Genomic DNA, 21209 nt, shown 5'->3' on the forward strand with positions numbered 1-21209 from the left:
CGGATCCGCCGGTGGGGGCGAACCCGTCGGCGGGCCCGGGCGTTCCGGTTTCCGAACAGCGCGGCGGGTCGCTCCGTCCGCCAGGGGCCGCCCCACAGGAGGCGGCGGAAGGACAGGACGATGCCGATCGCGCGCGTCAACGGAACAGACCTCGGCTACGACGACCACGGCGGCCCGGGGGAGCCCGTCGTGCTGGTCGCCGGCACCGGCGCCCCGGGACGGGTCTGGCGGACCCACCAGGTACCCGCCCTCAGAGCGGCCGGCCACCGGGTGATCACGCTCGACAACCGCGGCATCCCGCCGACCGGTCCGTCCCCGGCCGGCTTCACCCTCGGCGACATGGCCGCGGACGTCGCCGCCCTGATCGAGCACCTGGGCGCGGGACCCTGCCGGGTCGTGGGCCACTCGCTGGGCGGCCTCATCGCGCAGGAACTCCTCCTCGCCCGCCCCGAACTCGTCACGCGGGCCGTCCTGATGGCCAGCTGCGGACGGGCGGACGCGCTGATCACCGCCATGTCGGCCGCCGACATCGAGCTGGCCGACAGCGGCGTCAAGATCCCTCCCGCCGTGTCCGCGTACCGCCAGGCCCTGCAGAACCTCTCCCCACGGACCCTCAACGACGAGGACGAACTGCGGGACTGGCTCGGCATCTTGGAGCTCTCCGGCCCCGACCCGTCGACGATCCGCGCCCAACTCGGCCTCGAAGTCATCCCGAACCGCCTTCCGCACTACCGCCGGATCACCCACCCCTGCCTGGTCATCGGCTTCCAGGACGACCTGGTCGTCCGCCCCCACCTCTCGCGCGAACTCGCCGCGGCCATCCCCGCGGCCACGTACACCGAGATACCCGGCTGCGGTCACTACGGCTATCTGGAACGGCCCGACGTGGTGAACGAGGCGGTCATCGGATTCCTCGGCGGGTGAGGAGACGCACGGTCGCGGAATACGGTGACGTCGAGAACGGTCAGTGACCGCCGGTGAGTTCGCCGCTCAGGGTCTGGTGGATGCGCGCGCTTGCCTCGTTCAGGCTGATGATCTCGACGGTCCTGCCGCGCTGGGCGTACTTCGTCTCGATGGTGTCGAGCGCGGCCACCGAGGAGGCGTCCCAGATGTGGGCGGCGGACAGGTCGATGACGACCTTGTCGGGGTCGGTGGCGTAGTCGAAACGGCCGACGAGGTCGTTGGAGGCGGCGAAGAAGAGTTCGCCGGTGACGGAGTGGACGACCTGGGTGCCGTCGGGGTCGGTGACCGAGGTGACGTCGGCCAGGTGGGCGACGCGCTTGGCGAAGATGACCATGGCGGTGACGCTGCCGACGACGACACCGACGGCGAGGTTGGACGTGGTGACCACGCAGGCGACGGTGACCACCATGACGGTGATCTCCCCGGCGGGCCTCCGCCTCAGGGTCCTGGGCGCGATGGAGTGCCAGTCGAAGGTCGCGAAGCACACCATCACCATGACGGCGACCAGGGCGGCCATCGGGATCTCGGAGACGACCGGGCCGAAGACGACACACAGCACCAACAGGAACGCGCCGGCCAGGAACGTCGACAGCCGGGTGCGGGCGCCGGAGACCCGTACGTTGATCATCGTCCGGCCGATCATGGCGCAGCCGCCCATCCTGCCGAAGAAGCCGGTGACGATGTTCGCGATGCCCTGGCCGATGGACTCGCGGGTCTTGTCGGAGTGGGTGTCGGTGATGTCGTCGACGAGCTTGGCGGTCATCAGCGACTCCGTCAGGCCGACCAGGGCCACGGCGAGCGCGTACGGTGCGACGATCCTCAGCGTCTCCAGGGTGAACGGCACGTCCGGCAGGCCCGGTACCGGCAGCGAGGACGGCAGGTCGCCCTTGTCGCCCACGGTCGGCACCGCGATCCCGGCGGCGACGGTGATGACGGTCAGGACGACGATGGACACCAGCGGTGCCGGGATCACCGTGCCGACCTTCGGGAAGAACACCAGCATGGCCAGGCCGGCGGCGAGAAGCGGACAGACGGCCCAGGGCACGTCGTGCATCTCCGGCACCTGCGCCACGAAGATGAGGATGGCGAGGGAGTTCACGAAGCCGACCATCACGGAGCGCGGCACGAACCGCATCAGCTTCGCGACGCCGAGCGCGCCGAGGACGATCTGGAAGACACCGGCGAGGATCACGGCCGCGACGAGGTAACCGAAGCCGTGCTCGCGGTTGAGCGGACCGATGACCAGGGCGACGGCACCGGTGGCCGCGGAGATCATCCCGGGCCGGCCGCCGACGACCGCGATGGTCACGGCCATCGTGAACGACGCGAACAGGCCGATCGCCGGGTCGACCCCGGCGATGACCGAGAACGAGATCGCCTCCGGGATCAGCGCGAGGGCGACCACCAGACCGGCCAGTACCTCGGTGCGGAACACCTTCGGCGACAGCCAGGACGGACGACGGGAGCCGCGCATCCACGCGGCCGGGGACAGCTGGGACAGCTGGGACAGCGGGGACGGTACGGAGGGGGCCAAGACGCGATGAACCTGTCCGGTGTCATCGTGGGCGCGCGGGGAGGCATGAGGGGAGGGGATTGCGACGATCCACAACGTCGTCGGCCCCGGCATGGTTGATGGGCACGGCACAGCACACGTCGATCCCAACGCCAAGGAACTCTACCCTAACGTTAGAGTAGAGTTCGGCGGCGGTCCTCCGGGGACCGTACCGCGAGACGAGGAAGGCGCCCGCGTGAGCAGCGAGCACATGCAGATCGGCGAGGTGGCCGCACGGACCGAACTGTCGCTGCGCACCATCCGGCACTACGAGGACAGCGGCCTGGTCACCCCCTCCGCCCGCTCCCAGGGCGGCTTCCGCCTCTACACCGAGTCCGATGTCGCCCGGCTGATGGTCGTCCGCCGGATGAAACCGTTCGGCTTCACGCTGGACGAGATGCGCGACCTGCTGGCAGCCACGGACCGCCTGGACTCCGGCGAGGAACTGCCGGCCGAGGAGCACGAGGAGTTGCTGGAGCGGATTCGTGGCTTCGAGCGCGCCGCTCACCGGCGGGTGGCCGACCTGCGCACCCAGCTGGCACGCGCGGAGGAGTTCGCGGTCACGCTCGCTGAACGCCTGACGCGGACCCCCGCGCCCTGACACGCGCGAGCGGACGGACGCCAACTGCCCTTGCCGGCACGGCGATGTCAGTGGTCACCACTAGTTTGGAGTCACTGGAGATCGGCCGCACGGGCCGAACGGGCCTTTGGGGAGGGGTGTGCTGTGTCCGCTGCGCAGACACGACAGTCGGGGAACACGACGTACCTGGAGCTGTCTCAGGAGAGTGGTGGCGCCCACAAGTTCTACGAGGTGACTGTCGAGGGGACCACCGTCTCCGTGCGGTACGGACGGATCGGCGTGGACGGGCAGCACCAGACCTCCGCCTTTCCGACCGTCGAGAAGGCGCAGGCGGCAGCGGCGAAGAAGATAGCCGAGAAGGTACGCAAGGGGTACGCGCCCGCGGTTCAGGGGCAGCGCGCGGCCCGCCCCGTGACGCGCCGTCAGGTGACGTCCGCCCCGTCGACGGCACGGGCGACCGCCCCGGTGCTGTGGCGGTTCCGCACCGGTGCCTCGGCGTTCGGCATCCACGTGGACGAGGACCGCTGCTGGGTCGGCAACCAGCACGGCAGCGTCTACAACCTGAGCCACGACGGTGAGGTGCTGGCCCACTACTCCCTGCCCGACGGCGTGAAGTGCCTGGTGGCCGACGACTTCTGGATCTACGCGGGCTGCGACGACGGCCGGGTGTACGACCTCTCCTCGAAGGTGCCGTTCGCGGCCTACGACATCGCGGCCGAGGTCGACATCTTCTGGCTGGACATCCACGCGGGCGTACTGAACGTCTCCGACCGCAACGGCGGACTGACGGTCATCGACCACGAGGACGAGCTCCAGTGGTCCCGCAACTCCTCCGGGGACAACGCCTGGATGGTGCGGGCCGACGACCACGCCGTCTACCACGGGCACAGCCAGGGCGTGACGGCCTACGCGGCGGACGGCGCCAGACAGCTCTGGCACACCGCGACCAACGGCAACGTGCTCTTCGGCTGGCAGGAGGAGCACGCGGTCTACGCCGGTACGGGACGCCGGGTCGTCCAGCGCCTCGCGAAGTCCTCCGGGGCCATCGAGGCGTCGTACCAGTGCGATGCCGCGGTGTACTCGTGCGCCACGTCCGCCGGCGGCCGGTACGTCTTCGCGGGCGACTCGGCGTCCTCCGTCTACTGCTTCACCGCCGACGGCACCCGGCTGTGGAAGCTCGGCACGGGCGGCGGCTCGGCGCTCTCCATGCAGTACCACGACGAACGGCTGTACATCGTCTCCACGGACGGCTCGCTCGCCTGCGTCGACGCGAGCGAGGCCGCGATCACCGCCGCCCAGTCCGGCACCGTCCCGGTCGCCGCGGACATCAAGCTCGCCGCCGCCATGCCGACGTACGCACCGCTGACCACCGCCGCGGCCGTCGCCACGGTCAGCGCCGTCTCCGCGGCGGGGAGCGGAGTCGTCGTGGAGTGCTTCGAGCAAGGCGGCCGGGTGCGGGTCCACGTGGTCTCCGAGGGCTACGAGCAGGGCTGGAACGTCCAGTTCCCGCGTGCGATACGCGAGCCCGGAGCGCGCTATGTGGTGGACGCGTTGCATTCCTCCTCGGCCGGCTTCTACCGGGTGCGCGGGGAGATCAGGCGCCTGGTGTGACTCGCGGGCTTCGGAAGCGGTCCGGCCAGGACCGCTTCCGAAGCCCGACCGGCCCGAGCCCTCAGTCGATGCCGCGGCAGATGTGCGGCTCCGACTGCGTGTCGTCGTCCTCGCCCGCGAGCAGCAGGGGCGGCCCCCACAACTCCTCTTCCGCGGACGGCCCGTTCTCCTGGGGAATGGTGTCGTTCACTGTGGCTCCTCCGCTGTGCCCGTCGGTGGGCTCTAACGAGACACGGACGATCGTCCAGCCGTTCCCGACGCGCGATCCGCATGCTGGCCCGTGACATGGCCGACGGACGACGGGGAGACGAATCATGGACGGTGTCTCACGGAGCAGGACGGTCTGGCGGGCGTTCTGCCGTTCCGGCCTGCGATCCCTGGTGGCTCTGGGTTCCTTCTACCTCGTCATCCCGGAGGCCTTCGAGGCGCTGGCGGAGCTGAGGCAGCGGACCGACCGGGCGTCCGTCCCCCGCCGGTCCACCGCCGCCGTGCTGCCCCTCGGCCATCCGGAGCGGCTGCTGCCGGATCTGCCGCTGAGTGCGCTGGAGCGCGAACTCACCGAGGAGCTGGCCTTCCTGCGCACCGAGCGCCCCGGCGAGTGACCGCTCAGCTCCGCACTGCGGGCTGGAACAGGTCCCGGCGGATGGCGATCGCCCGGTTGCCGAAGGCCAGTTGGTTCAGCACGGTGCGGTAGACCGGCGTACGGGAGACCGCCGCGGCCACCCTGGGGCGGGCCGCGGACGAGAAACCCCCGGTCGACAGCATCACCTTGCTCTGCATCCGCTGGATCTTCATGATCCGCCGGACGTCCCGGCCGCGGCTCGTGACGTACTCCCGCAGCGGTTCGGTGCCGTCGTCGCCGGAGCGCAGCGACGACATCAGCGCGGGATGCGCCGCCACCGCGTCCTGGATCGCCAGGTTGATGCCCTGGGCGCCGATCGGCCCGTGGGTGTGCGCGCTGTCCCCGATGAGGAGCAGGCCCGGCCGCACCCACTCCCGGGCCGTACCGGAGAAGACGTCGAGGAGGGAGAGATCCCGGAACGAGGTGATCGCCGCCTCGATCCGCCCCGCCTGCTCCGGTACGGCCCTGCTCAGCTGCGCCTTGACGTGTTCGAGGCCGTGCGCCGCCAGCTCCCGGTACCCCTTGTGCGGCAGCGTCCAGCCGATCTGGATGCCGTCCGGGTAGGACGCGTACGCGAGGGCGGGGTTGCCGCCCGCCCGGAAGATCCGCACGTCCCGCGGAAGGTCGTCCCCGGCGGGGAGCTTGAACCACAGCACGTCCTGGTCGAAGGCGTCGAGCCGGTCGTACGCCAGGCCCGCGAGCTGCCGGACCTTCGAGTAGCGACCGTCCGCCCCGACGACGCAGTGCGCGCGGACGATCCGGTCGCCGTCCGGGCCGCGGCCGATGACTCCGCGGACCCGCTGACGGGTGTCCTCGATCAGGGCCGAACACCGGGTGGACGCCAGGTACTCGAACCCTGCGTGCGTGGAGCACTGTCCGAGCAGCTCCTCCAGGATGTGCCGTTGCGGAATGCTGAGCAGACAGTTGAACGGGCCGGGCAGCCGGCCGTAGTCACCGTTGATCAGGATCCGGCCCCGCTCCTCCAGCAGGAAGCGCCGGTGTTCGTAGCAGCCCCGTTCGCGGGCGCCCCGCAGCACGCCCAGTCCGTCCAACAGGGCCTGCCCGCCCGGCTGCAGGATCTCGCCCCGGTACTCGCGGTCGAGAGACCTGAGCTTTTCGAGGACGGTGACCCGGGCCCCGGAGCGGAGCAGCAGCAGGGCGAGCGTCAGACCGGCGGGGCCGCCGCCGACCACGCAGAAGTCGGTGTATGTCTCCGTCATCGCGTCACCTCACACGTCGAGACTGATGTCGTACTCGGTGAGCCACGCGTTGAGCCACAGCGCCATCTCCAGGCTGCCGCGGTCGTACGGCAGGCTGACGTCGCCGAGCGGCCGGTCCACGGCATCGGCCGCCCGGGAGCGGTCGAGCAGGGGCAGGACGGGGGAGTCGCCGTCGGCGAGCACGCCCGCCAACTCGGCGCGCAGCGCCCGCTCGTAGGCCGGGTCCTGGGTGGCGGGGTAGGGGCTCTTGACGCGTTCGAGCACCGATGTGGGCAGCAGGTCCGCGACCGCCGCGCGCAGCAGGCTCTTCTCCCTGCCGTCGAACGACTTCATGGCCCAGGGGGTGTTGAAGACGTACTCGACGAGCCGGTGGTCGCAGAACGGGACGCGGACCTCCAGGCCGACGGCCATGCTCATCCGGTCCTTGCGGTCGAGCAGGGTCTGCACGAACCGGGTGAGGTTGAGGTAGCCGATCCGTCGCATCGTGCGGTCCTCCGCGCTCTCCCCGGGCAGCACCGGGACCTCGGCGAGCGCTTCCTGGTAGCGGTCTTTGCGGTAGCCGGCGATGTCGAGCTTGTCGAGGAGGCCCTTGTCGAGCAGCGCGAGCCCGCCGAAGTAGCGGGCCGAACCGGACGTCAGCCAGGGGAAGGTGTCGGCCCGGAGCGCGTTGGGGTTGCGGAACCAGCGGTAGCCGCCGAAGAGTTCGTCGGCCGCCTCGCCGGACAGCGCCACCGTGGAGCGCTGCTTCACGGAGCGGAACAGAAGATAGAGGGAGGGCCACATGTCCCCCCAGAACGCCGGCGGCTGGTCGACCGCGCGCAACACCGCCGCGCGGAGCGCGGGATCGGTCAACTCGGCGCTCTCCAGGACGACTTCGGTGTGATCCGAGCCGACATGGCGGGCCAGGTCCCTGACGAACGGCGCGTCGCGCACACCCCGTACCGCGTCGGGCCGGAACCGGTCGTCCGCGTGCGCGAAGTCGACGGAGAACGACGACACCGGCGGCAGGCCGCGGGCCTTCGACCCACGGGCCGCGAGCGCGGTCACCGCGGAGGAGTCGAGGCCGCCCGAGAGCAGCAGGCACAGCGGCACGTCCGCCACCAGCTGGCGCGAGACGATGTCCTCCAGGAGACCGCGGACCGTGGCGATCGTGGTGTCCAGGTCGTCGGTGTGCGGGCGGGCCTCCAGCGTCCAGTAGGCACGCTTGCGCGGGCCCTGCCTGCCGATCACGACCTGATGCCCCGGCCGGACCTCGTACATGCCCTCGAAGACGGCAGCCTCCGGGGTCTTCACCATGTCCAGGACCTCGCACAGGCCCTCCGCGGAGACGCGGCGCGGCACCATGGGATGGGCGAGGATCGCCTTGGGCTCGGAACCGAACAGGACGCCTTGCTCGGTGGGCAGGTAGAAGAGCGGTTTGACCCCCATACGGTCGCGCAGCAGGAGGAGTTCCTCGGTACGGGTGTCCCAGACGGCGAGCGCGAACATGCCGTTGAGCCGGGTGGCGAGTCCCGCACCCCACTGGAGGTAGCCGCGCAGGACGACCTCGGTGTCGCTCGCCGTCCGGAACCGGTGCCCCAGGCCGGACAACTCGGACCGCAGCTCACGGTAGTTGTAGATCTCGCCGCAGAACGTCAGCGCGGCGAGCGTGCGCCCCTCGTCGTCCTCGGCCGTCATGGGCTGGCGCCCGCCGTCGAGGTCGATCACCGAGAGCCTGCGGTGCCCGAGCGCCGCGTGGCCGTCGATCCACACACCTTCCGCGTCGGGGCCGCGGCACGCCATCGTCCGCGTCATCGCCCCCACGGTGGACGACTCGTGCGAGAGGTCCCGCTCGAAGTCGACCCATCCAGTAATGCCACACATCGCGAACTCTCCTTCGGATGAAGCGCCGTGCGAAGGCACCGCCGTCCGCGAACGGTCGTGCGGTGCCTTGGCGACGCGGGTCGGACGGGGACCGTCACACCCGCTCGGTGAGCCGTGCCCGGACCAGATCCAGCAACTGCCTGGGCGTGCCGGCCTCGGCGACCACGTCGTCGGGCAGCTCCACGGAGTAGTCGCGTTCGATGCGGCTGACCGTGTTGAAGAGGGCGAGGGAGTCGTAGCCCAGGTCCTGGAAGGTGGCGTCGATGATGTCGCCGTCCAGATCGACGGACTCCTCCTCACCGGCGCACTCGCGCAGCAGCTGAACCAGGTCCTTGGTCTCGAACGAAGTCATGCGGGTCGGTTCCTTTCCGGAGACGACAGCGGTGCTCTTCCCCGCGGGCCCGCCCTGGGCGGTTCCGCGGACGGACGTGTCATACGGCCTCGCGGACGACCAGGGCGGAGTTGTAGCCGCCCTGGCCGCGGGCGAGGATCAGCGCGGCGGCCACCTTCTGCTCCCGTGGCGTGTCGCGTACGAGGTCGAGGAGGTCCGCGTGGGCCGGTGCGTCCACATGGACCGTCGGGGGGATCACTCCGTCCCGCATGGACAGCAGGGCCATCGCCACGTCCAGCGGCGCCCCACCGCCCAACAGCCGGCCGGTCATGGTCTTGGGCGCGGTCACCGGCACCCCGCGCGGGCCGAAGACCTCGGCGAGCACCTCCGCCTCGATCCGGTCCAGGTCCGGGTCGCCGGCCGCGTCCGCGAACACCACGTCGATGTCCGCGGCCGTCATCCGGGCGTCCCGCAGGGCGAGTTCGACGGCCCGGCGCAGCCCCGGCTCGCGCCCGGAGCCCGGGCGCGGGTCGAACGTCGCACCGTGGCCGGCGACTTCGCCGTACCGGTGGGCCGCGCCGCGTTCCCGGGCCCCGTCGGCGCCTTCCAGCACCAGCAGCGCGCCGCCCTCGCCCACGACCGCCCCCTCCGCACGGCGGTCGAACGGCAGATACGCGGTGCGCGGATCGGTGGAGGTGCTCACCCGGCCGGAGCGGATGATGCACAGCCAACTCCAGGGCGACAGCGAGCCGTCGACGCCACCGGTGACCATCAGCTGAGTACCCGAGCGGACATGCCGGCGAGCCTTCGCCACGGCGTCGAGACCACCGGCCTGCTCGGCCACGACGGCGCTGCCCGGCCCGCGCAGTCCGTGCCGGATCGAGATCTGACCGGTGTTGACGGGATAGAACCAGGCGAAGGACTGATAGGCGCTCACATACTTGGCGCCCTTCGCCCAGAGGGCCTCCAACTCCTTGTGGCCGAACTCGAATCCGCCGCCCGACGCCGAGGTGACCACTCCGCAGGCGAACGGCGGCATCTCCCTGGGGATGGCGTCGGCGTCGGTCAGCGCCTCCTCCGCGGCGATCAGGGCCAGCCTCGTCATCCGGTCGGTCTGCGGCAGCAGGCGGCTGGGCAGCAGTCGCGAGGGGTCGTACTCGGGTATCTCGCCCGCGATCCGGGCCGAGTAGCCGGACGGGTCGAAGCGCGTGATCGTGCGGATGCCGCTCTCGCCGCGCAGGACGGCCGCCCAGTACGCGGCGGTGGTGAGCCCGGTCGGAGCGACGACGCCCATCCCGGTGACGACGGACCTGACCGTCGGACCCCCGTCGCTCATCCCGCCCTCCGTCCGGGTTCGTTGAGCACCAGAGCACTCTGGAAGCCGCCGAAGCCACTGGCCACGCTGAGCACCGTGCCGACCTTGTGCTCCCGGGCCACCAGCGGCACGAAGTCCAGATCGCAGTCGGGGTCCGGCTCGTGCAGATTGGCCGTGGGCGGCACGACCGAATGCTCCACGGCCAGGGCGCAGGCCGCGGTCTCCAACGCCCCGATGGCGCCCAGCGAGTGGCCGATCATCGACTTGATGGAGCTGACCGGCGTCGCGTACGCGTGCCCGCCCAGACTGAGCTTGAGGGCGTTGGTCTCGTGCCGGTCGTTCTGCTTGGTCGCCGAACCGTGGGCGTTCACGTAGTCGATGTCCGTCGGGTTGACGCGGGCCATGTCGAGGGCGCCGGTGATGGCGTCGGCCATCTCGACGCCCTCGTCGCTCAGTCCGGTCATGGAGTACGCGTTGCAGCGCGAGGCGTGCCCCGAGATCTCCGCGTAGACGTGCGCGTCCCGGCGGCGGGCGTGCCCCAGCTCCTCCAGGACGAAGACCGCGCTGCCCTCGCCGAGCACGAAGCCGTTGCGGGTGCGGTCGAAGGGACGCGACGCCGTCTCGGGGCTGTCGTTGCGCGCGGTCGTCGCCTTGATGGCGTCGAAGCAGGCCACCGTGATGGGGGAGATCGCGGCGTCCGACGCGCCCGTGACGATCACGTCGGCCTGGCCCTCGCGGATCAGGTCCGTCGCGTGCCCCAGCACGTCGATGCCCGAGGTGCAGCCGGTGGAGACGATGCCCACCGGACCCTCGGCCTCGGCGATCCAGGCCACCTCCGCGGACATGGAGGACGGCACGAAGTAGTCGTAGAGATGGGGCGATCCGTAGAACTCGTCGACGAGCCAGGACTTCCCCTCGTCGCTGACGAGGGCGTACTGGCTGTCCAGGCTCATCGTGGAACCGCAGGCCGTGCCCAGCATGACGCCGGTGCGGTGCGGGTCGCACTGGCCGAGGACACCGCTGTCCTCCAGCGCCTCGTTCGCGGCCACGACGGCGAATTGTGTGGTGCGGTCCCATTGGCTGATCTGCCGTCGGCTCAGGCCGGCGGCGAGCGGGTCGAAATCACATTCCGCCGCTATCCGGGAACGGAACGGCGAGGCGTCGAACAACGAGATGGTGCGCGTCGCCGTACGCCCGGCCGTGAGCAACTCCCAGTACTGCTTCCTGCCGATTCCGCCAGGGGCCACCACGCCGATTCCGGTGATGACGACGCGGCGCCCCTCGGGTATTCCTTGCACCGTAGCTCCCTCCGCCGGCGTTACCCGGTGCACGCCTTCCGGCGGGCTGAGCGCCGGACGCAGACGACAATGCGGCGGAGCGATCGAAGCTGCTTAGAGGCCCGATCGACGGTGGGTCCGCGGCGGAAACGGCCGTGCGGTCGCGCCGGTCGAGCGACGCGTGCTCGACGAGACTTTGAAGACCCCTTGCTCTACTCGACCGAGCAGATCGCCGTCCGGGCGACTCGAACCGAGGGGTCCTCGAATATGCAGCGAGACGAAGGAACGTACGATGTCGCCATTGTCGGGACCGGCCTGTCCGGGACAATGCTGGGCGCCATTCTCGCGAAGCACGGCTTTCGCACACTCCTGCTGGACGGAGCGCAGCATCCGCGTTTCGCCGTGGGGGAGTCGACGATCGGCCAGACGCTCTTCATTCTCCGGCTTCTCGCGCACCGCTACGGGGTTCCGGAGATCGGCCATCTGGGCAGCTTCGACACCGTGATGAAGCACGTCGGTTCCTCACACGGACAGAAGAGCAACTTCGGGTTCATCATGCAGCGGGACGGCGAGGAGCCCGATCCCCGCGAGACCAACATGTTCCGGCTCCTGGACGTGACCGGGAACGCCGCCCACTTCTTCCGCCAGGACAGCGACTCGTACATGTTCCATGTCGCGCTGCGGTACGGCTGCGAGGCGCGGCAGAACTACCGGGTCTCCAAGGTGGACTTCGCCGACGACGGAGTCACCGTCATCGGCGCGGACGGCTCCTCCTACCAGGCCCGCTACATCGTCGACGCGAGCGGATTCCGCTCGCCGCTGGCCGACCAGCTCGGCCTGCGGGAGGAGCCGAGCCGGCTCAAGCACCACGCCCGGTCGATCTTCACGCACATGATCGGCGTCGAACCGGCCGACGACCATCTGCGGCACGCGCCGGAGGACCGGCCGCCGGTGCCCTGGCACAGCGGCACGCTGCACCACATGTTCGACCGGGGCTGGCTCTGGATCATCCCGTTCGACAACCACCCGGGCGCCACCAATCCCCTGTGCAGCGTGGGCCTCCAGGTGGATCCGCGGCGCTATCCGGAGAAGCCGGGGCTCTCGCCCGAGGACGAGTTCTGGGAGCACGCGCGCCGGTTCCCGGTCGTCGAGCGCCAGTTGGCGGGTGCCCGCAGCGCCCGCGAGTGGGTGCGCACCCCGCGGATGCAGTACTCCTCCACGCAGACCGTCGGTGACCGCTGGTGCCTGATGTCCCACGCGGCGGGCTTCATCGACCCCTTGTTCTCCCGGGGTCTGTCCAACACGTGCGAGCTGATCAACACGCTGGCCTGGCGGCTGATGGAGGCGCTGGGCGACGGCGACTTCTCCGCGGAGCGGTTCGAGCCCGTGGAGCGGCTCGAACAGGGCCTGCTCGACTACAACGACAAGCTGGTCAACGCCTCGTACATCGGCTTCCAGAACTACGACCTGTGGAACGCGGTCTTCCGGATCTGGGTGGCGGGCAGCGCGGTCGGCAGCAAGCGGTTCCTCAACGCGCTGGCGGCGTCCAAGGCGGCCGGGAACGACGGTCCGCTGCGCGCCCTCGACGACAGCAAGTACCCGGGACTGTGGTGCCCGACGGACTTCAACGCGGAGCTCTTCGACGAACTCGTCGCCCAGTGCGACGCGGTGGACGAGGGGCGGCTGTCCGCGCAGGAGGCGGCCGACGGTCTGCTCGCCCGGATCAGGGAGTCCGACTGGATGTTCCCGGCCCTCGGGCTCGACCGGCCCGAGGAGCGGTTCATCAGCCCCACGGCCGAGAACATGCAGGTGGTCGCGGAGTGGGCCAAGGATCATCCGCGTCAGGAGATACGCGACCTGCTGGCGGTCTCTCCGCAGCAGGTGCAGTCCGCGCTGTGACCCTCGCGCACAGGGTGTGCCGTGACCGGTGATCCCGGTCACGGCACACGCGGGGCGGTTGTCGCCGGCAACGCGGCGATCGGCGTGGACAGGGTGGGCTGCTGCCGGTGATCCCGGGAGCAGCCCACCGCTGTGCGTTCTCGTGTCAGCCCTCGGTCGCCAGGGTCAGGTCCGGGCCCGTCGGCCAGCCGGCGTACTCGCGCCGCCAGTACATCAGCGGGCCGTGCGACTGGCGGGCGGCCCCGCCGACGATGGTGCCGATGACCACGGTGTGGTCGCCCGCGGTGATGGCGGAGTGCAGGCGGCACTCCGCGTAGGCGACCGTGTGGTCCGCCAGCCAGGGCAGGCCGAGGGTGCCGGTGGGCTCCCATGCCACCTCGGCGAAGCGGTCCTCGGCCCGGGAGGCGAAGTGGGACGAGACCCATTCCCGGCTGTCCCGCAGGACGTTCACCGCGAGGGCTCCGGTGCCAAGGATCTCCCGCAGCACCTTGCTGCGGCTGTTCACACAGACGAGCAGCAGGGGCGGTTCCTGCGAGACGCTGCACGCGGCGCTGCAGGTGAAGCCGCAGGGGCCGCCCTGGGAGTCCAGCGTGGTCACCACGGTCACGCCGGTGGGGAGTGCTCCCATCACGGCGCGGAACGTCTCCGTGTCCACGGGACGCGCCGTGGCGGCCGGTGCGGTCCGGTGGTCGGTGGGGGTGGGGGTGGGGGTGGGATGGGACATGGGCGTCTCCTCCGCTGTCACAGGACGGGGGCCGACCGGCGGATCTCGGACCGCTGCGCCAGCGGGAGCCGGCTGTGCGGGGGCCGGACACGGGAGTCGGCCGCGAGGATCTCCTGGTGCAGGTGCCACAACTCCGGCGAGGGCTCCAGACCGAGTTCCAGGCGCAGCAGGTCCCGTACGTTCTGGTAGGCGTCCAGGGCCTCGCTGCGGCGGCCCGCCTTGTGCAGGGCCGTGATGAGCTGGCTGTGGAACCACTCGTTGAGCGGGTGGACGGTCACCAGGGAGCGGAGCTCGCCGATTATCTCCCGGTGATTACCGAGCCGCATTTCCGCCTGGAGGCGGAGTTCCAGTGCGGCGATGTGACGTTCTTCCAGGTTCACCGCATAACCGCGCAGAATGTTTCCGCGTTCCACGCCGGCCAGCGGGGCGCCGGTCCACAGGGACAGTGCTTTTTTCGCGTTTCGGGCCGATTCCCGAAAATCCTCAGCGGTGGCCGCGAGCTGGGCGCGGGTGATGAGGGAATCGAATTGCGGAATGTCGATATCGTTGTCATCCGCGGTGAGGACGTACCCGGGTGCGGCGGTCCTGATGATTTTCTCGGCCTGGTCGGCGCCTACTGACCTGCCCAGCGACCTGCGCAGATGATAGACGTACGTCTGTGTCGTGGTGATGGCTGTCTGGGGTGATTTGTCGCCCCACAGTTCCTCGATGAAGGTGTCGAGGCCGACCACTTGGTTCGCCCGCAGGAGGAGCAGGGCTAAAACCTTCTTCACTTTAGGAGCGCGGGGGGTGCATATATGCCCTTCGTGGGTCGCTTCGAGCGGTCCGAGCAGTTTGAATTCCATGCGGCTGATCCTTTTTGGGGACGATTCTCGGGCGGTGTGAAATTGAACGTAGTGTCTCGAAAAGATCGCTGGCAATGGGGTCCTCTGAAGGTTGCCCTAACTGGGCCGGGAGGATCAAAGAAGGTGTAACTTTCGATGTATTCGGTGGCTGAAAGGTTGACGTCTCAAGAACCCGCGTGCGGGACGTGCCGGGTGCATGTGCGGGCGGGGTGGGCGGAGTTGTGAGTGGGGGTGCGGGCGGCGGTCAGCGGGTCGGGGCGTTGTGGAGGGTGTCGAGGGCCTTGTGGAGGATGAGGCCCGCCCGCGACGAGGGGGGACGTGGTGGTGCGGGCCGGGCCAGGAACGGCCTTGGCGGCCGTCCGGTCGTGGACACGAGTCCGGCCCCGCGTCATGTGATCCCGGGCCGGAACAGCACCGCGCCAGCGGCGTTCTTCTCGGTCGGTGCTCGAACGGCCTTCTGTTCGGCGGTGCGACGGTGGCGCGTCCGTGGACGACTCTCAGACAGGAGAACGCCATGCTGTCCGCTCCGCCCGTGCCACCGATACCGGCTCACTCCCTGCTCGTCTTCCTCCTCCAGGTCGGGCTGCTGCTGGTCCTCGCGCTGTTGTTCGGCAGAGCCGCCGCTCGGCTCGGACTCCCCGCCGTGGTGGGGGAGTTGTGCGTCGGCGTGGTCCTCGGGCCGACCCTGCTCGGCCATGTGCCGGGCGGGTTGGCCGGGTGGCTGCTGCCGCGACAGCCCGAGCAGTTCCATCTGTTGGACGCGGCGGGCACGCTCGGCGTCCTGCTCCTGGTGGGGATCACCGGGATGGAACTCGATCTCGCACTGATACGGCGCCGCGGACGTGCCGCGCTCGGCATCAGCCTGGCCGGCCTCGTCCTTCCGCTGGGACTGGGGCTCGCGGCCGGCCGGTACGTCCCGAACTCCTTCCTCGGCCCCGCCGTCACCGGGCGCTCGGTGTTCGCGCTGTTCCTGGGCGTGGCCATGTGCGTGAGCGCGATACCGGTGATCGTCAAGACCCTCTCCGACATGAACCTGCTGCACCGCAACGTGGGCCAGCTGACCCTGGCCGCCGGGACGATCGACGACGTCGTCGGCTGGGTCCTGCTGTCGGTCGTCTCCGCGATGGCCACCACCGGAGTGCACCCGTCGACGGTGGCCACCTCGCTGATGTGGCTCGCGGTCGTCGCCGTCGCGGCGACCACGGCGGGACGGTGGCTGGTGGGCTGGGTGCTGCGGCTGACCGAGCGCACCACCGGACCGGGAGCACCGGCCGCGGTCGTGGTCGCCACGGTCGTGCTGTGCAGCGCCGCGACCCAGGCCATGGGGCTCGAAGCGGTCTTCGGCGCGTTCGTGGCCGGCATGGTGCTGAGCCGGTCGGGCAGCCCCGTGCTCGCCCGGCTGGCCCCGGTACGTGCCTTCGTGATGAGCGTCCTGGCACCGCTGTTCTTCGCCACGGCGGGACTACGGGTGGACCTCACCGCGCTGCGACACCCCGTCGTGCTCGGGTTCGCCCTGCTGGTGCTGCTCCTCGCCGTGCTCGGGAAGTTCACGGGAGCCTTCGTCGGAGCGCGCTTCAGCAGGCTCACCAAATGGGAGGCGCTCGCCATCGGCGCCGGCATGAACTCGCGCGGGGTCATCGAGATCGTGGTGGCCTCGGTGGGCCTGCGACTGGGCGTGCTGACGACCGACTCCTACACCGTCGTCGTCCTGGTCGCCGTGGTCACCTCACTGATGGCACCGCCGATCCTGCGGTTCGCCACCCGACACATCGAGCAGACCGCCGAGGAGACCCTGCGGGCCCGGGTGTCCGCGCGGACGCGGGGGGAGCAGCTGGATCCCGCTTGAGCACGGAGCGGCCACGGGAGGCGGGCGGAGCCGGCCGAGTGCCGCTGCGCCCGCCGTTCCTGCCCGTTCCGGGGCTCCGGCCGACCTGGAAGCCGAGGGGGCCTTGCGGGCCAGGGTGTCCGAGCGGGCTCGGGGGAGTGGTTGGGCCTTGCTTGAGCGCGGAGTGGCCGCGTGGAGGCGGGTGGATCTGGTCGGGTGCCGTTGTTCCCGCCGTTCCCGTCACTTCAGCCCGTTCCGCTGCTCCCGGCGATCTAGAAGCCGAGGTGGCCTTGCGGGCCCGGGTGTCCGAGCGGGCTCGGGGGAGTGGTTGGGCCTTGCTTGAGCGCGGAGTGGCCGCGTGGAGGCGGGTGGATCTGGTCGGGTGCCGTTGTTCCCGCCGTTCCCGTCGCTTCAGTCCGTTCCGCTGCTCCCGGCGATCTAGAAGCCGAGGTGGCCTTGCGGGCCCGGGTGTCCGAGCGGGCTCGGGGGAGTGGCTGGACCTTGCTTGAGCGCGGAGTAGTCGCGTGGAGGCGGGTGGATCTGGTCGGGTGCCGTTGTTCCCGCCGTTCCCGTCGCTTCAGTCCGTTCCGCTGCTCCCGGCGATCTAGAAGCCGAGGTGGCCTTGCGGGCCCGGGTGTCCGAGCGGGCTCGGGGGAGCGGTTGGACCTTGCTTGAGCGCGGCGTAGCCACGTGGAGGCGGGCGGAGCCGGCCGGGTGCTGTTGCGCCCGCCGCTCCCGCCGCCCCCGTCCGTTCCGCCACTCCGGGCGCCGTGGCGGCGGTTGTCAGCCCCGTAGCAGGGTGGCGACCGTGGTGCGGATGTGCTCGCGGAGCACGTCCGCGCCCAGGTCCTCGTAGAAGGACGTGTACATCACCAGCGGGCCCATCATCGCGCCGAAGGCGCAGCCCAGCCGGATGCGGTCGGCGGGCGGGAGGGACGGGTCGGCGAACAGCGCGGCGAGGGGTTCGCCCTGGGCCTCGATCCGCGGTCCGAGGACCGGGTCGTCGGCGAACAGCTTCTGGAAGGCGTCGTCATTGCGGTCCCAGACCATGAACAGCCGGCGGTTCGCCAGGGCGATCTCGATGATCTGGTCGAACGCGCGCTGCCACGCCTCCGTGTCCTTGCCCGCCACGGTGAGCCGGTCAGCGATGCCGCCGTTCACCTCCATGATCTGCTCCACGATGACCCGCGCGATGTCCTCCTTCGTGCGGAAGTGGTAGTAGATCGCCGCCTTGCTCACGCTCAGGCGCTCGGCGATCTCGCGCAGGGACGTGCCTCCGTACCCCTGCGTGGTGAACAGCTCTATGGCCACCGCGAGGAGCCGGTCACGGGTGCTGCCGGAACCGGATTCCTTCCTGCTGACCTGGTCATTCGTTGTCCGACTGGCCATGACGACGGACCTCTCCTTGACGATCGGCAAGTGCCTGCCTTACCGTTTGGCAAGTAGGGACTCGCCGAAGTGTCTAATACGGGCTTGTCGGTGGGTCTGGTTTTCACCTGCACAGTAGCAAGCCGGGGGCCGGATCCGGTTACCCGGACCGTCAGTCGGTCGCTCGACCCAATCCCTTGTTCCGGTGAGGAGAAGTCCGTGGCTGTCTCTGTGCGAGACGACATCGCCATCAGCGTCAAAGGCCTCGTCAAACGTTTCGGCGATCACGATGCCCTCAAAGGGGTCGACCTGGAAGTTCCGGCCGGCACGGTCGTCGGTGTCCTCGGGCCCAACGGCGCCGGCAAGACCACGACCGTCCGGGTGCTCGCGACACTCCTCAAGCCCGACGGCGGGGAGGTGTGGGTGGGCGGTTACGACGTGCGCAAGAATCCCGCCGCCGTCCGCCGGACCGTCGGTCTGACGGGCCAGTACGCCGCGCTGGACGAGTTCCAGGGCGGCCGTGACAACCTTGTCATGATCGGGCGGCTGGCCGGCCTGCGCCGCCGGGCGGCCCACGAGCGGGCCGAGGAACTGCTGGAGGAGTTCGACCTCGTCGAGGCGGCGGGACGGCCCGTGAAGGGGTACTCCGGCGGTATGCGACGGCGCCTGGACCTGGCCGCCAGCCTGGTGTCGCGCCCGCGCATCCTCTTCCTGGACGAGCCCACGACCGGCCTCGACCCGCGCAGCCGGAACGTGATGTGGGAGGTCATCCGCGACCTGGTGGCCGGCGGCGCGACCATCTTCCTCACCACGCAGTACCTGGACGAGGCCGACCAGCTGGCCGACCAGATCGTGGTGATCGACCGCGGCGAGACCATCGCCAAGGGCACCCCGCGCGAACTCAAGTCCGTCCTGGGCGGGGCCCAGATGGAGATCGCGGTCTCGCCCGGCGGCGATCTCGCCACGGCGGCTCTGGTCCTGGGCGGCTTCGGTACCGGCCCCGCCACCATGGACTCCGAGACGCGCCATGTGCGGGTGCCCGTGACCGCGCGGCCCCGGCTGGCCACCGAGGTGGTCAAGGCGCTGCTGGCGCACGGCATCAGCCTGGACGACTGCTCGATCCGGCGGCCCTCCCTCGACGACGTGTTCCTCGCGCTGACCGGCCGCTCGACGGTCGAGAGCCGTGCGGCGGACGAGAACGACGTCGTGGCCACGGCCGGCTGACGGCGGCATCCGCACCTCTTCCTCATTGGAGACCACCGCATGACCACCCTGACGGTCGCCCCCGACCTCGACCCGGGACTCGGCACGGTCGGCCAGATCCGCCGGCTGATCAACGACACGCTGGTGCTGACCCGCCGGAACCTGGCCCGCACGCTGAGCGAGCCGGAGTCGCTCATCGACGTGACACTCACCCCCGTGGTGTTCACCCTGCTCTTCGCCTACGTGGTGGGCGGCGCCATCGCGCTGCCGAACGGCGTGAGCTACCACGACTACCTGATTCCCGGCATGTTCGCGATGACCATGACGTCGGCCTCGACCGGTACGGCGAGCGCCGTCAACCACGACATGGCGAACGGGATCATCGACCGTTTCAGGTCCCTGCCGATGTCCCGGGCCGGCGTCCTGGCCGGGCAGAGCCTGGCGGATCTGCTCACCACCGTCATCGCGGTGATCGTCCTCGCCGTGACCGGACTGGCGATCGGCTGGCGCATCCACACCGACGTCGGACACGCCGCGGAAGCCTTCGTCCTCGTTCTGTTGTTCGCCTACGCTCTCAACTGGGGCATGGCCTGTCTCGGCATGGTGTTCCGCAGCGCCGAAGGAGTCCAGCAGTTCGGTGTCCTGCTGATGCTCGGACTCACCTTCGTGTCGAGCGCCTTCGTGCCCACTTCGGGTATGCCGTCCTGGTTGCGGGTGGTGGCGAACTGGAATCCGCTCAGTTCACTTTCCGCGGCCATCCGGGAATTGTTCGGAAATCCGAATCCAGCGAGTACAGTGCAGGCTTGGCCCTTGCAGCATCCCGTCCTCGCGACGACCGTCTACTCGCTCGGAATGATCGCTGTTTTCGCACCGCTCGCCGTGCGGCTCTATCGAACGCGTACCAGCCTGTAGCCATATTGCTGCCGTCGTGAACCCCCGCATAAATGCGGGGGTTTCCGATGCGTTCGCGCCCCGTCCGCAGCCAGCTGACGAGGTGCTCCGACTTCTGTTTGCTTTTAGTAGCGTTACCCTGTTAAGTGTCGTCATTACCGAACTTTTACCTGCTGTCCGATGAGGGGTCGGGTAGAGTGCCGAACGAGAAAGAGGCTTGACAATCTGCGCCATATTCGGCGGCCTTTTGATTAGTCGAAGTTCCAGCGTGTCTCGAACTGCACTCACGGGGGGTTCGCGGATGTTGCATATCAGACTTCTTCTTGTCGATCACCAGACGCTGCTCAGGGAGTCCCTGGGCGCGATGCTGGGCGCGGAGCGTGATCTGACGGTGGTGGGATGTGCCGCCGGCGGCCGGGAGGCCGTCGACCTCGCGGTCAAGTTCCAGCCAGAGGTCGTCATCGTGGACGCGGACCGGCCCGGTGGTGTCATGGAGATCTTCATGTCGCTGCGGCAGGCCGCGGCGAAGGCCCGGTTCCTGGTGCTCAGCTCGCACGACCATCCCACTTTGCTGCAGGAACTACTGGCGCTTGGGATCAGCGGTTATCTGACGAAGAGCGTGACCGTTCTGGAACTCGTCACCGCTATCCGGACCATCGCCTCGCGCGACGGCCGGGTGGTTCTCTCGGTGACCCGCTCCAGTATCGAGGCGCTCGGCCGCCCCGGTGACGAAGGCGTTCTTTCCCGCCGGGAGAAGCAGATCATCGAGAGAATAGCGGCAGGCCTGAGCAATGGCCAGATCGCGCGCCGGCTCTCGATTTCCGAGGGTACGGTCAAGCGTCATGTGCACAGCATATTCGTAAAACTCGGAGCCGTCTCCAGGATCGACGCGGTGAACAAGTATTCCGAGGTGCGTGCGGGCGGCGGCAACCTCTACGAATCCGCTTCCTAGACTCGTGGATTCCTCGATCGTGGATCCGTAGCGTCGCAGATCCGGAGCGTCGTGGATCCGGAGCCCTCGCGGTTTCGATACGGCGCGAAGAAATGTGCGTACAGAAAACAGTCGCCCCGCGGGCGGCCTCCTTCGCATGCGCCCGCGGCCGGCCGGTCCACCCTGTCC

The 21209-nt window shown here is 69.6% G+C and carries 19 protein-coding genes; 9 read left to right on the plus strand and 10 right to left on the minus strand.

Translation table 11 applies throughout. The annotated features are described in order from the left end of the window. Positions 1 to 120: 120 nt before the first annotated feature. Positions 121 to 924 (plus strand): alpha/beta fold hydrolase, encoded by an 804-nt coding sequence (locus OG226_RS44775; RefSeq protein ID WP_329352344.1) that lies wholly within the window; start codon positions 121 to 123, stop codon positions 922 to 924. A gap of 40 nt (positions 925 to 964) precedes the next feature. Here OG226_RS44775 and OG226_RS44780 read toward each other — a convergent pair whose 3' ends face one another. Next, a complete protein-coding gene (locus OG226_RS44780) occupies positions 965 to 2437 on the minus strand; it encodes a SulP family inorganic anion transporter (protein ID WP_329353704.1) in 1473 nt (490 codons plus the stop codon). A gap of 274 nt (positions 2438 to 2711) precedes the next feature. On the opposite strand from OG226_RS44780, the gene OG226_RS44785 reads away from it, so the two are divergent. Beyond that, positions 2712 to 3116: a MerR family transcriptional regulator gene (locus tag OG226_RS44785; protein WP_329352345.1), complete on the plus strand. Its 405-nt coding sequence runs from the start codon at positions 2712 to 2714 to the stop codon at positions 3114 to 3116. A gap of 123 nt (positions 3117 to 3239) precedes the next feature. Next, entirely contained in the window at positions 3240 to 4706 is a 1467-nt protein-coding gene (locus tag OG226_RS44790) for a WGR domain-containing protein (RefSeq protein WP_329352346.1), read from the plus strand. Between the two features lie 61 nt (positions 4707 to 4767). Here OG226_RS44790 and OG226_RS44795 read toward each other — a convergent pair whose 3' ends face one another. Further along, entirely contained in the window at positions 4768 to 4896 is a 129-nt protein-coding gene (locus tag OG226_RS44795) for a hypothetical protein (RefSeq protein WP_328685243.1), read from the minus strand. 124 nt (positions 4897 to 5020) lie between these two features. Here OG226_RS44795 and OG226_RS44800 point away from each other — a divergent pair, with 124 nt between their 5' ends. Then, positions 5021 to 5308, plus strand: a complete 288-nt coding sequence (locus OG226_RS44800) for a DUF6059 family protein (RefSeq protein ID WP_328685244.1) — start codon at positions 5021 to 5023, stop codon at positions 5306 to 5308. 4 nt (positions 5309 to 5312) lie between these two features. Here the strand turns inward: OG226_RS44800 and OG226_RS44805 are convergent, their stop codons facing one another. From OG226_RS44805 to OG226_RS44825, 5 genes are all read right to left on the minus strand, one after another. Beyond that, positions 5313 to 6548, minus strand: coding sequence for an FAD-dependent monooxygenase (locus tag OG226_RS44805; RefSeq protein WP_328685245.1), 1236 nt, complete (start codon positions 6546 to 6548; stop codon positions 5313 to 5315). 9 nt (positions 6549 to 6557) lie between these two features. Next, on the minus strand, positions 6558 to 8411 hold the full coding sequence (asnB, locus tag OG226_RS44810) for an asparagine synthase (glutamine-hydrolyzing) (RefSeq protein WP_329352347.1): 1854 nt from the start codon (positions 8409 to 8411) through the stop codon (positions 6558 to 6560). A 94-nt stretch (positions 8412 to 8505) separates the two neighbouring features. Continuing rightward, entirely contained in the window at positions 8506 to 8763 is a 258-nt protein-coding gene (locus OG226_RS44815; RefSeq protein WP_328685247.1) for an acyl carrier protein, read from the minus strand. Positions 8764 to 8842: 79 nt separating this feature from the next. Then, the gene (locus tag OG226_RS44820; protein WP_328685248.1) at positions 8843 to 10078 is read right to left on the minus strand and encodes a ketosynthase chain-length factor; all 1236 of its coding nucleotides are present in this window, start codon (positions 10076 to 10078) and stop codon (positions 8843 to 8845) included. Next, entirely contained in the window at positions 10075 to 11346 is a 1272-nt protein-coding gene (locus OG226_RS44825; protein WP_328686608.1) for a beta-ketoacyl-[acyl-carrier-protein] synthase family protein, read from the minus strand. The genes OG226_RS44820 and OG226_RS44825 overlap by 4 nt, the downstream gene beginning before the upstream one ends. A 255-nt stretch (positions 11347 to 11601) precedes the next feature. On the opposite strand from OG226_RS44825, the gene OG226_RS44830 reads away from it, so the two are divergent. Continuing rightward, complete coding sequence (locus OG226_RS44830; RefSeq protein ID WP_328685249.1) at positions 11602 to 13233, plus strand: NAD(P)/FAD-dependent oxidoreductase; 1632 nt, start codon at positions 11602 to 11604, stop codon at positions 13231 to 13233. A 145-nt stretch (positions 13234 to 13378) separates the two neighbouring features. Here OG226_RS44830 and OG226_RS44835 read toward each other — a convergent pair whose 3' ends face one another. Both OG226_RS44835 and OG226_RS44840 read right to left on the minus strand, forming a co-directional pair. Continuing rightward, positions 13379 to 13957 carry a flavin reductase family protein gene (locus OG226_RS44835; protein WP_329352348.1) on the minus strand — a complete coding sequence of 193 codons (579 nt, stop codon included), beginning with the start codon at positions 13955 to 13957 and terminating at the stop codon, positions 13379 to 13381. 17 nt (positions 13958 to 13974) lie between these two features. Further along, positions 13975 to 14802, minus strand: a complete 828-nt coding sequence (locus tag OG226_RS44840; RefSeq protein ID WP_328685251.1) for an AfsR/SARP family transcriptional regulator — start codon at positions 14800 to 14802, stop codon at positions 13975 to 13977. Positions 14803 to 15316: 514 nt separating this feature from the next. On the opposite strand from OG226_RS44840, the gene OG226_RS44845 reads away from it, so the two are divergent. Then, positions 15317 to 16648: a cation:proton antiporter gene (locus OG226_RS44845; protein WP_328685252.1), complete on the plus strand. Its 1332-nt coding sequence runs from the start codon at positions 15317 to 15319 to the stop codon at positions 16646 to 16648. 762 nt (positions 16649 to 17410) lie between these two features. Here OG226_RS44845 and OG226_RS44850 read toward each other — a convergent pair. Then, entirely contained in the window at positions 17411 to 18016 is a 606-nt protein-coding gene (locus OG226_RS44850) for a TetR/AcrR family transcriptional regulator (RefSeq protein ID WP_328685253.1), read from the minus strand. Between the two features lie 198 nt (positions 18017 to 18214). On the opposite strand from OG226_RS44850, the gene OG226_RS44855 reads away from it, so the two are divergent. The 3 genes from OG226_RS44855 to OG226_RS44865 all read left to right on the plus strand — a co-directional run bounded on the left by OG226_RS44855 (position 18215) and on the right by OG226_RS44865 (position 21041). Beyond that, positions 18215 to 19219 (plus strand): ATP-binding cassette domain-containing protein, encoded by a 1005-nt coding sequence (locus OG226_RS44855; protein ID WP_328685254.1) that lies wholly within the window; start codon positions 18215 to 18217, stop codon positions 19217 to 19219. A gap of 39 nt (positions 19220 to 19258) precedes the next feature. Beyond that, positions 19259 to 20110 carry an ABC transporter permease gene (locus tag OG226_RS44860; RefSeq protein ID WP_328685255.1) on the plus strand — a complete coding sequence of 284 codons (852 nt, stop codon included), beginning with the start codon at positions 19259 to 19261 and terminating at the stop codon, positions 20108 to 20110. Positions 20111 to 20390: 280 nt separating this feature from the next. Then, the gene (locus OG226_RS44865) at positions 20391 to 21041 is read left to right on the plus strand and encodes a response regulator transcription factor (protein WP_328685256.1); all 651 of its coding nucleotides are present in this window, start codon (positions 20391 to 20393) and stop codon (positions 21039 to 21041) included. Positions 21042 to 21209 lie beyond the last annotated feature (168 nt).

It is taken from the genome of Streptomyces sp. NBC_01261 (assembly GCF_036226385.1).
Taxonomy (GTDB): Bacteria; Actinomycetota; Actinomycetes; order Streptomycetales; family Streptomycetaceae; genus Streptomyces.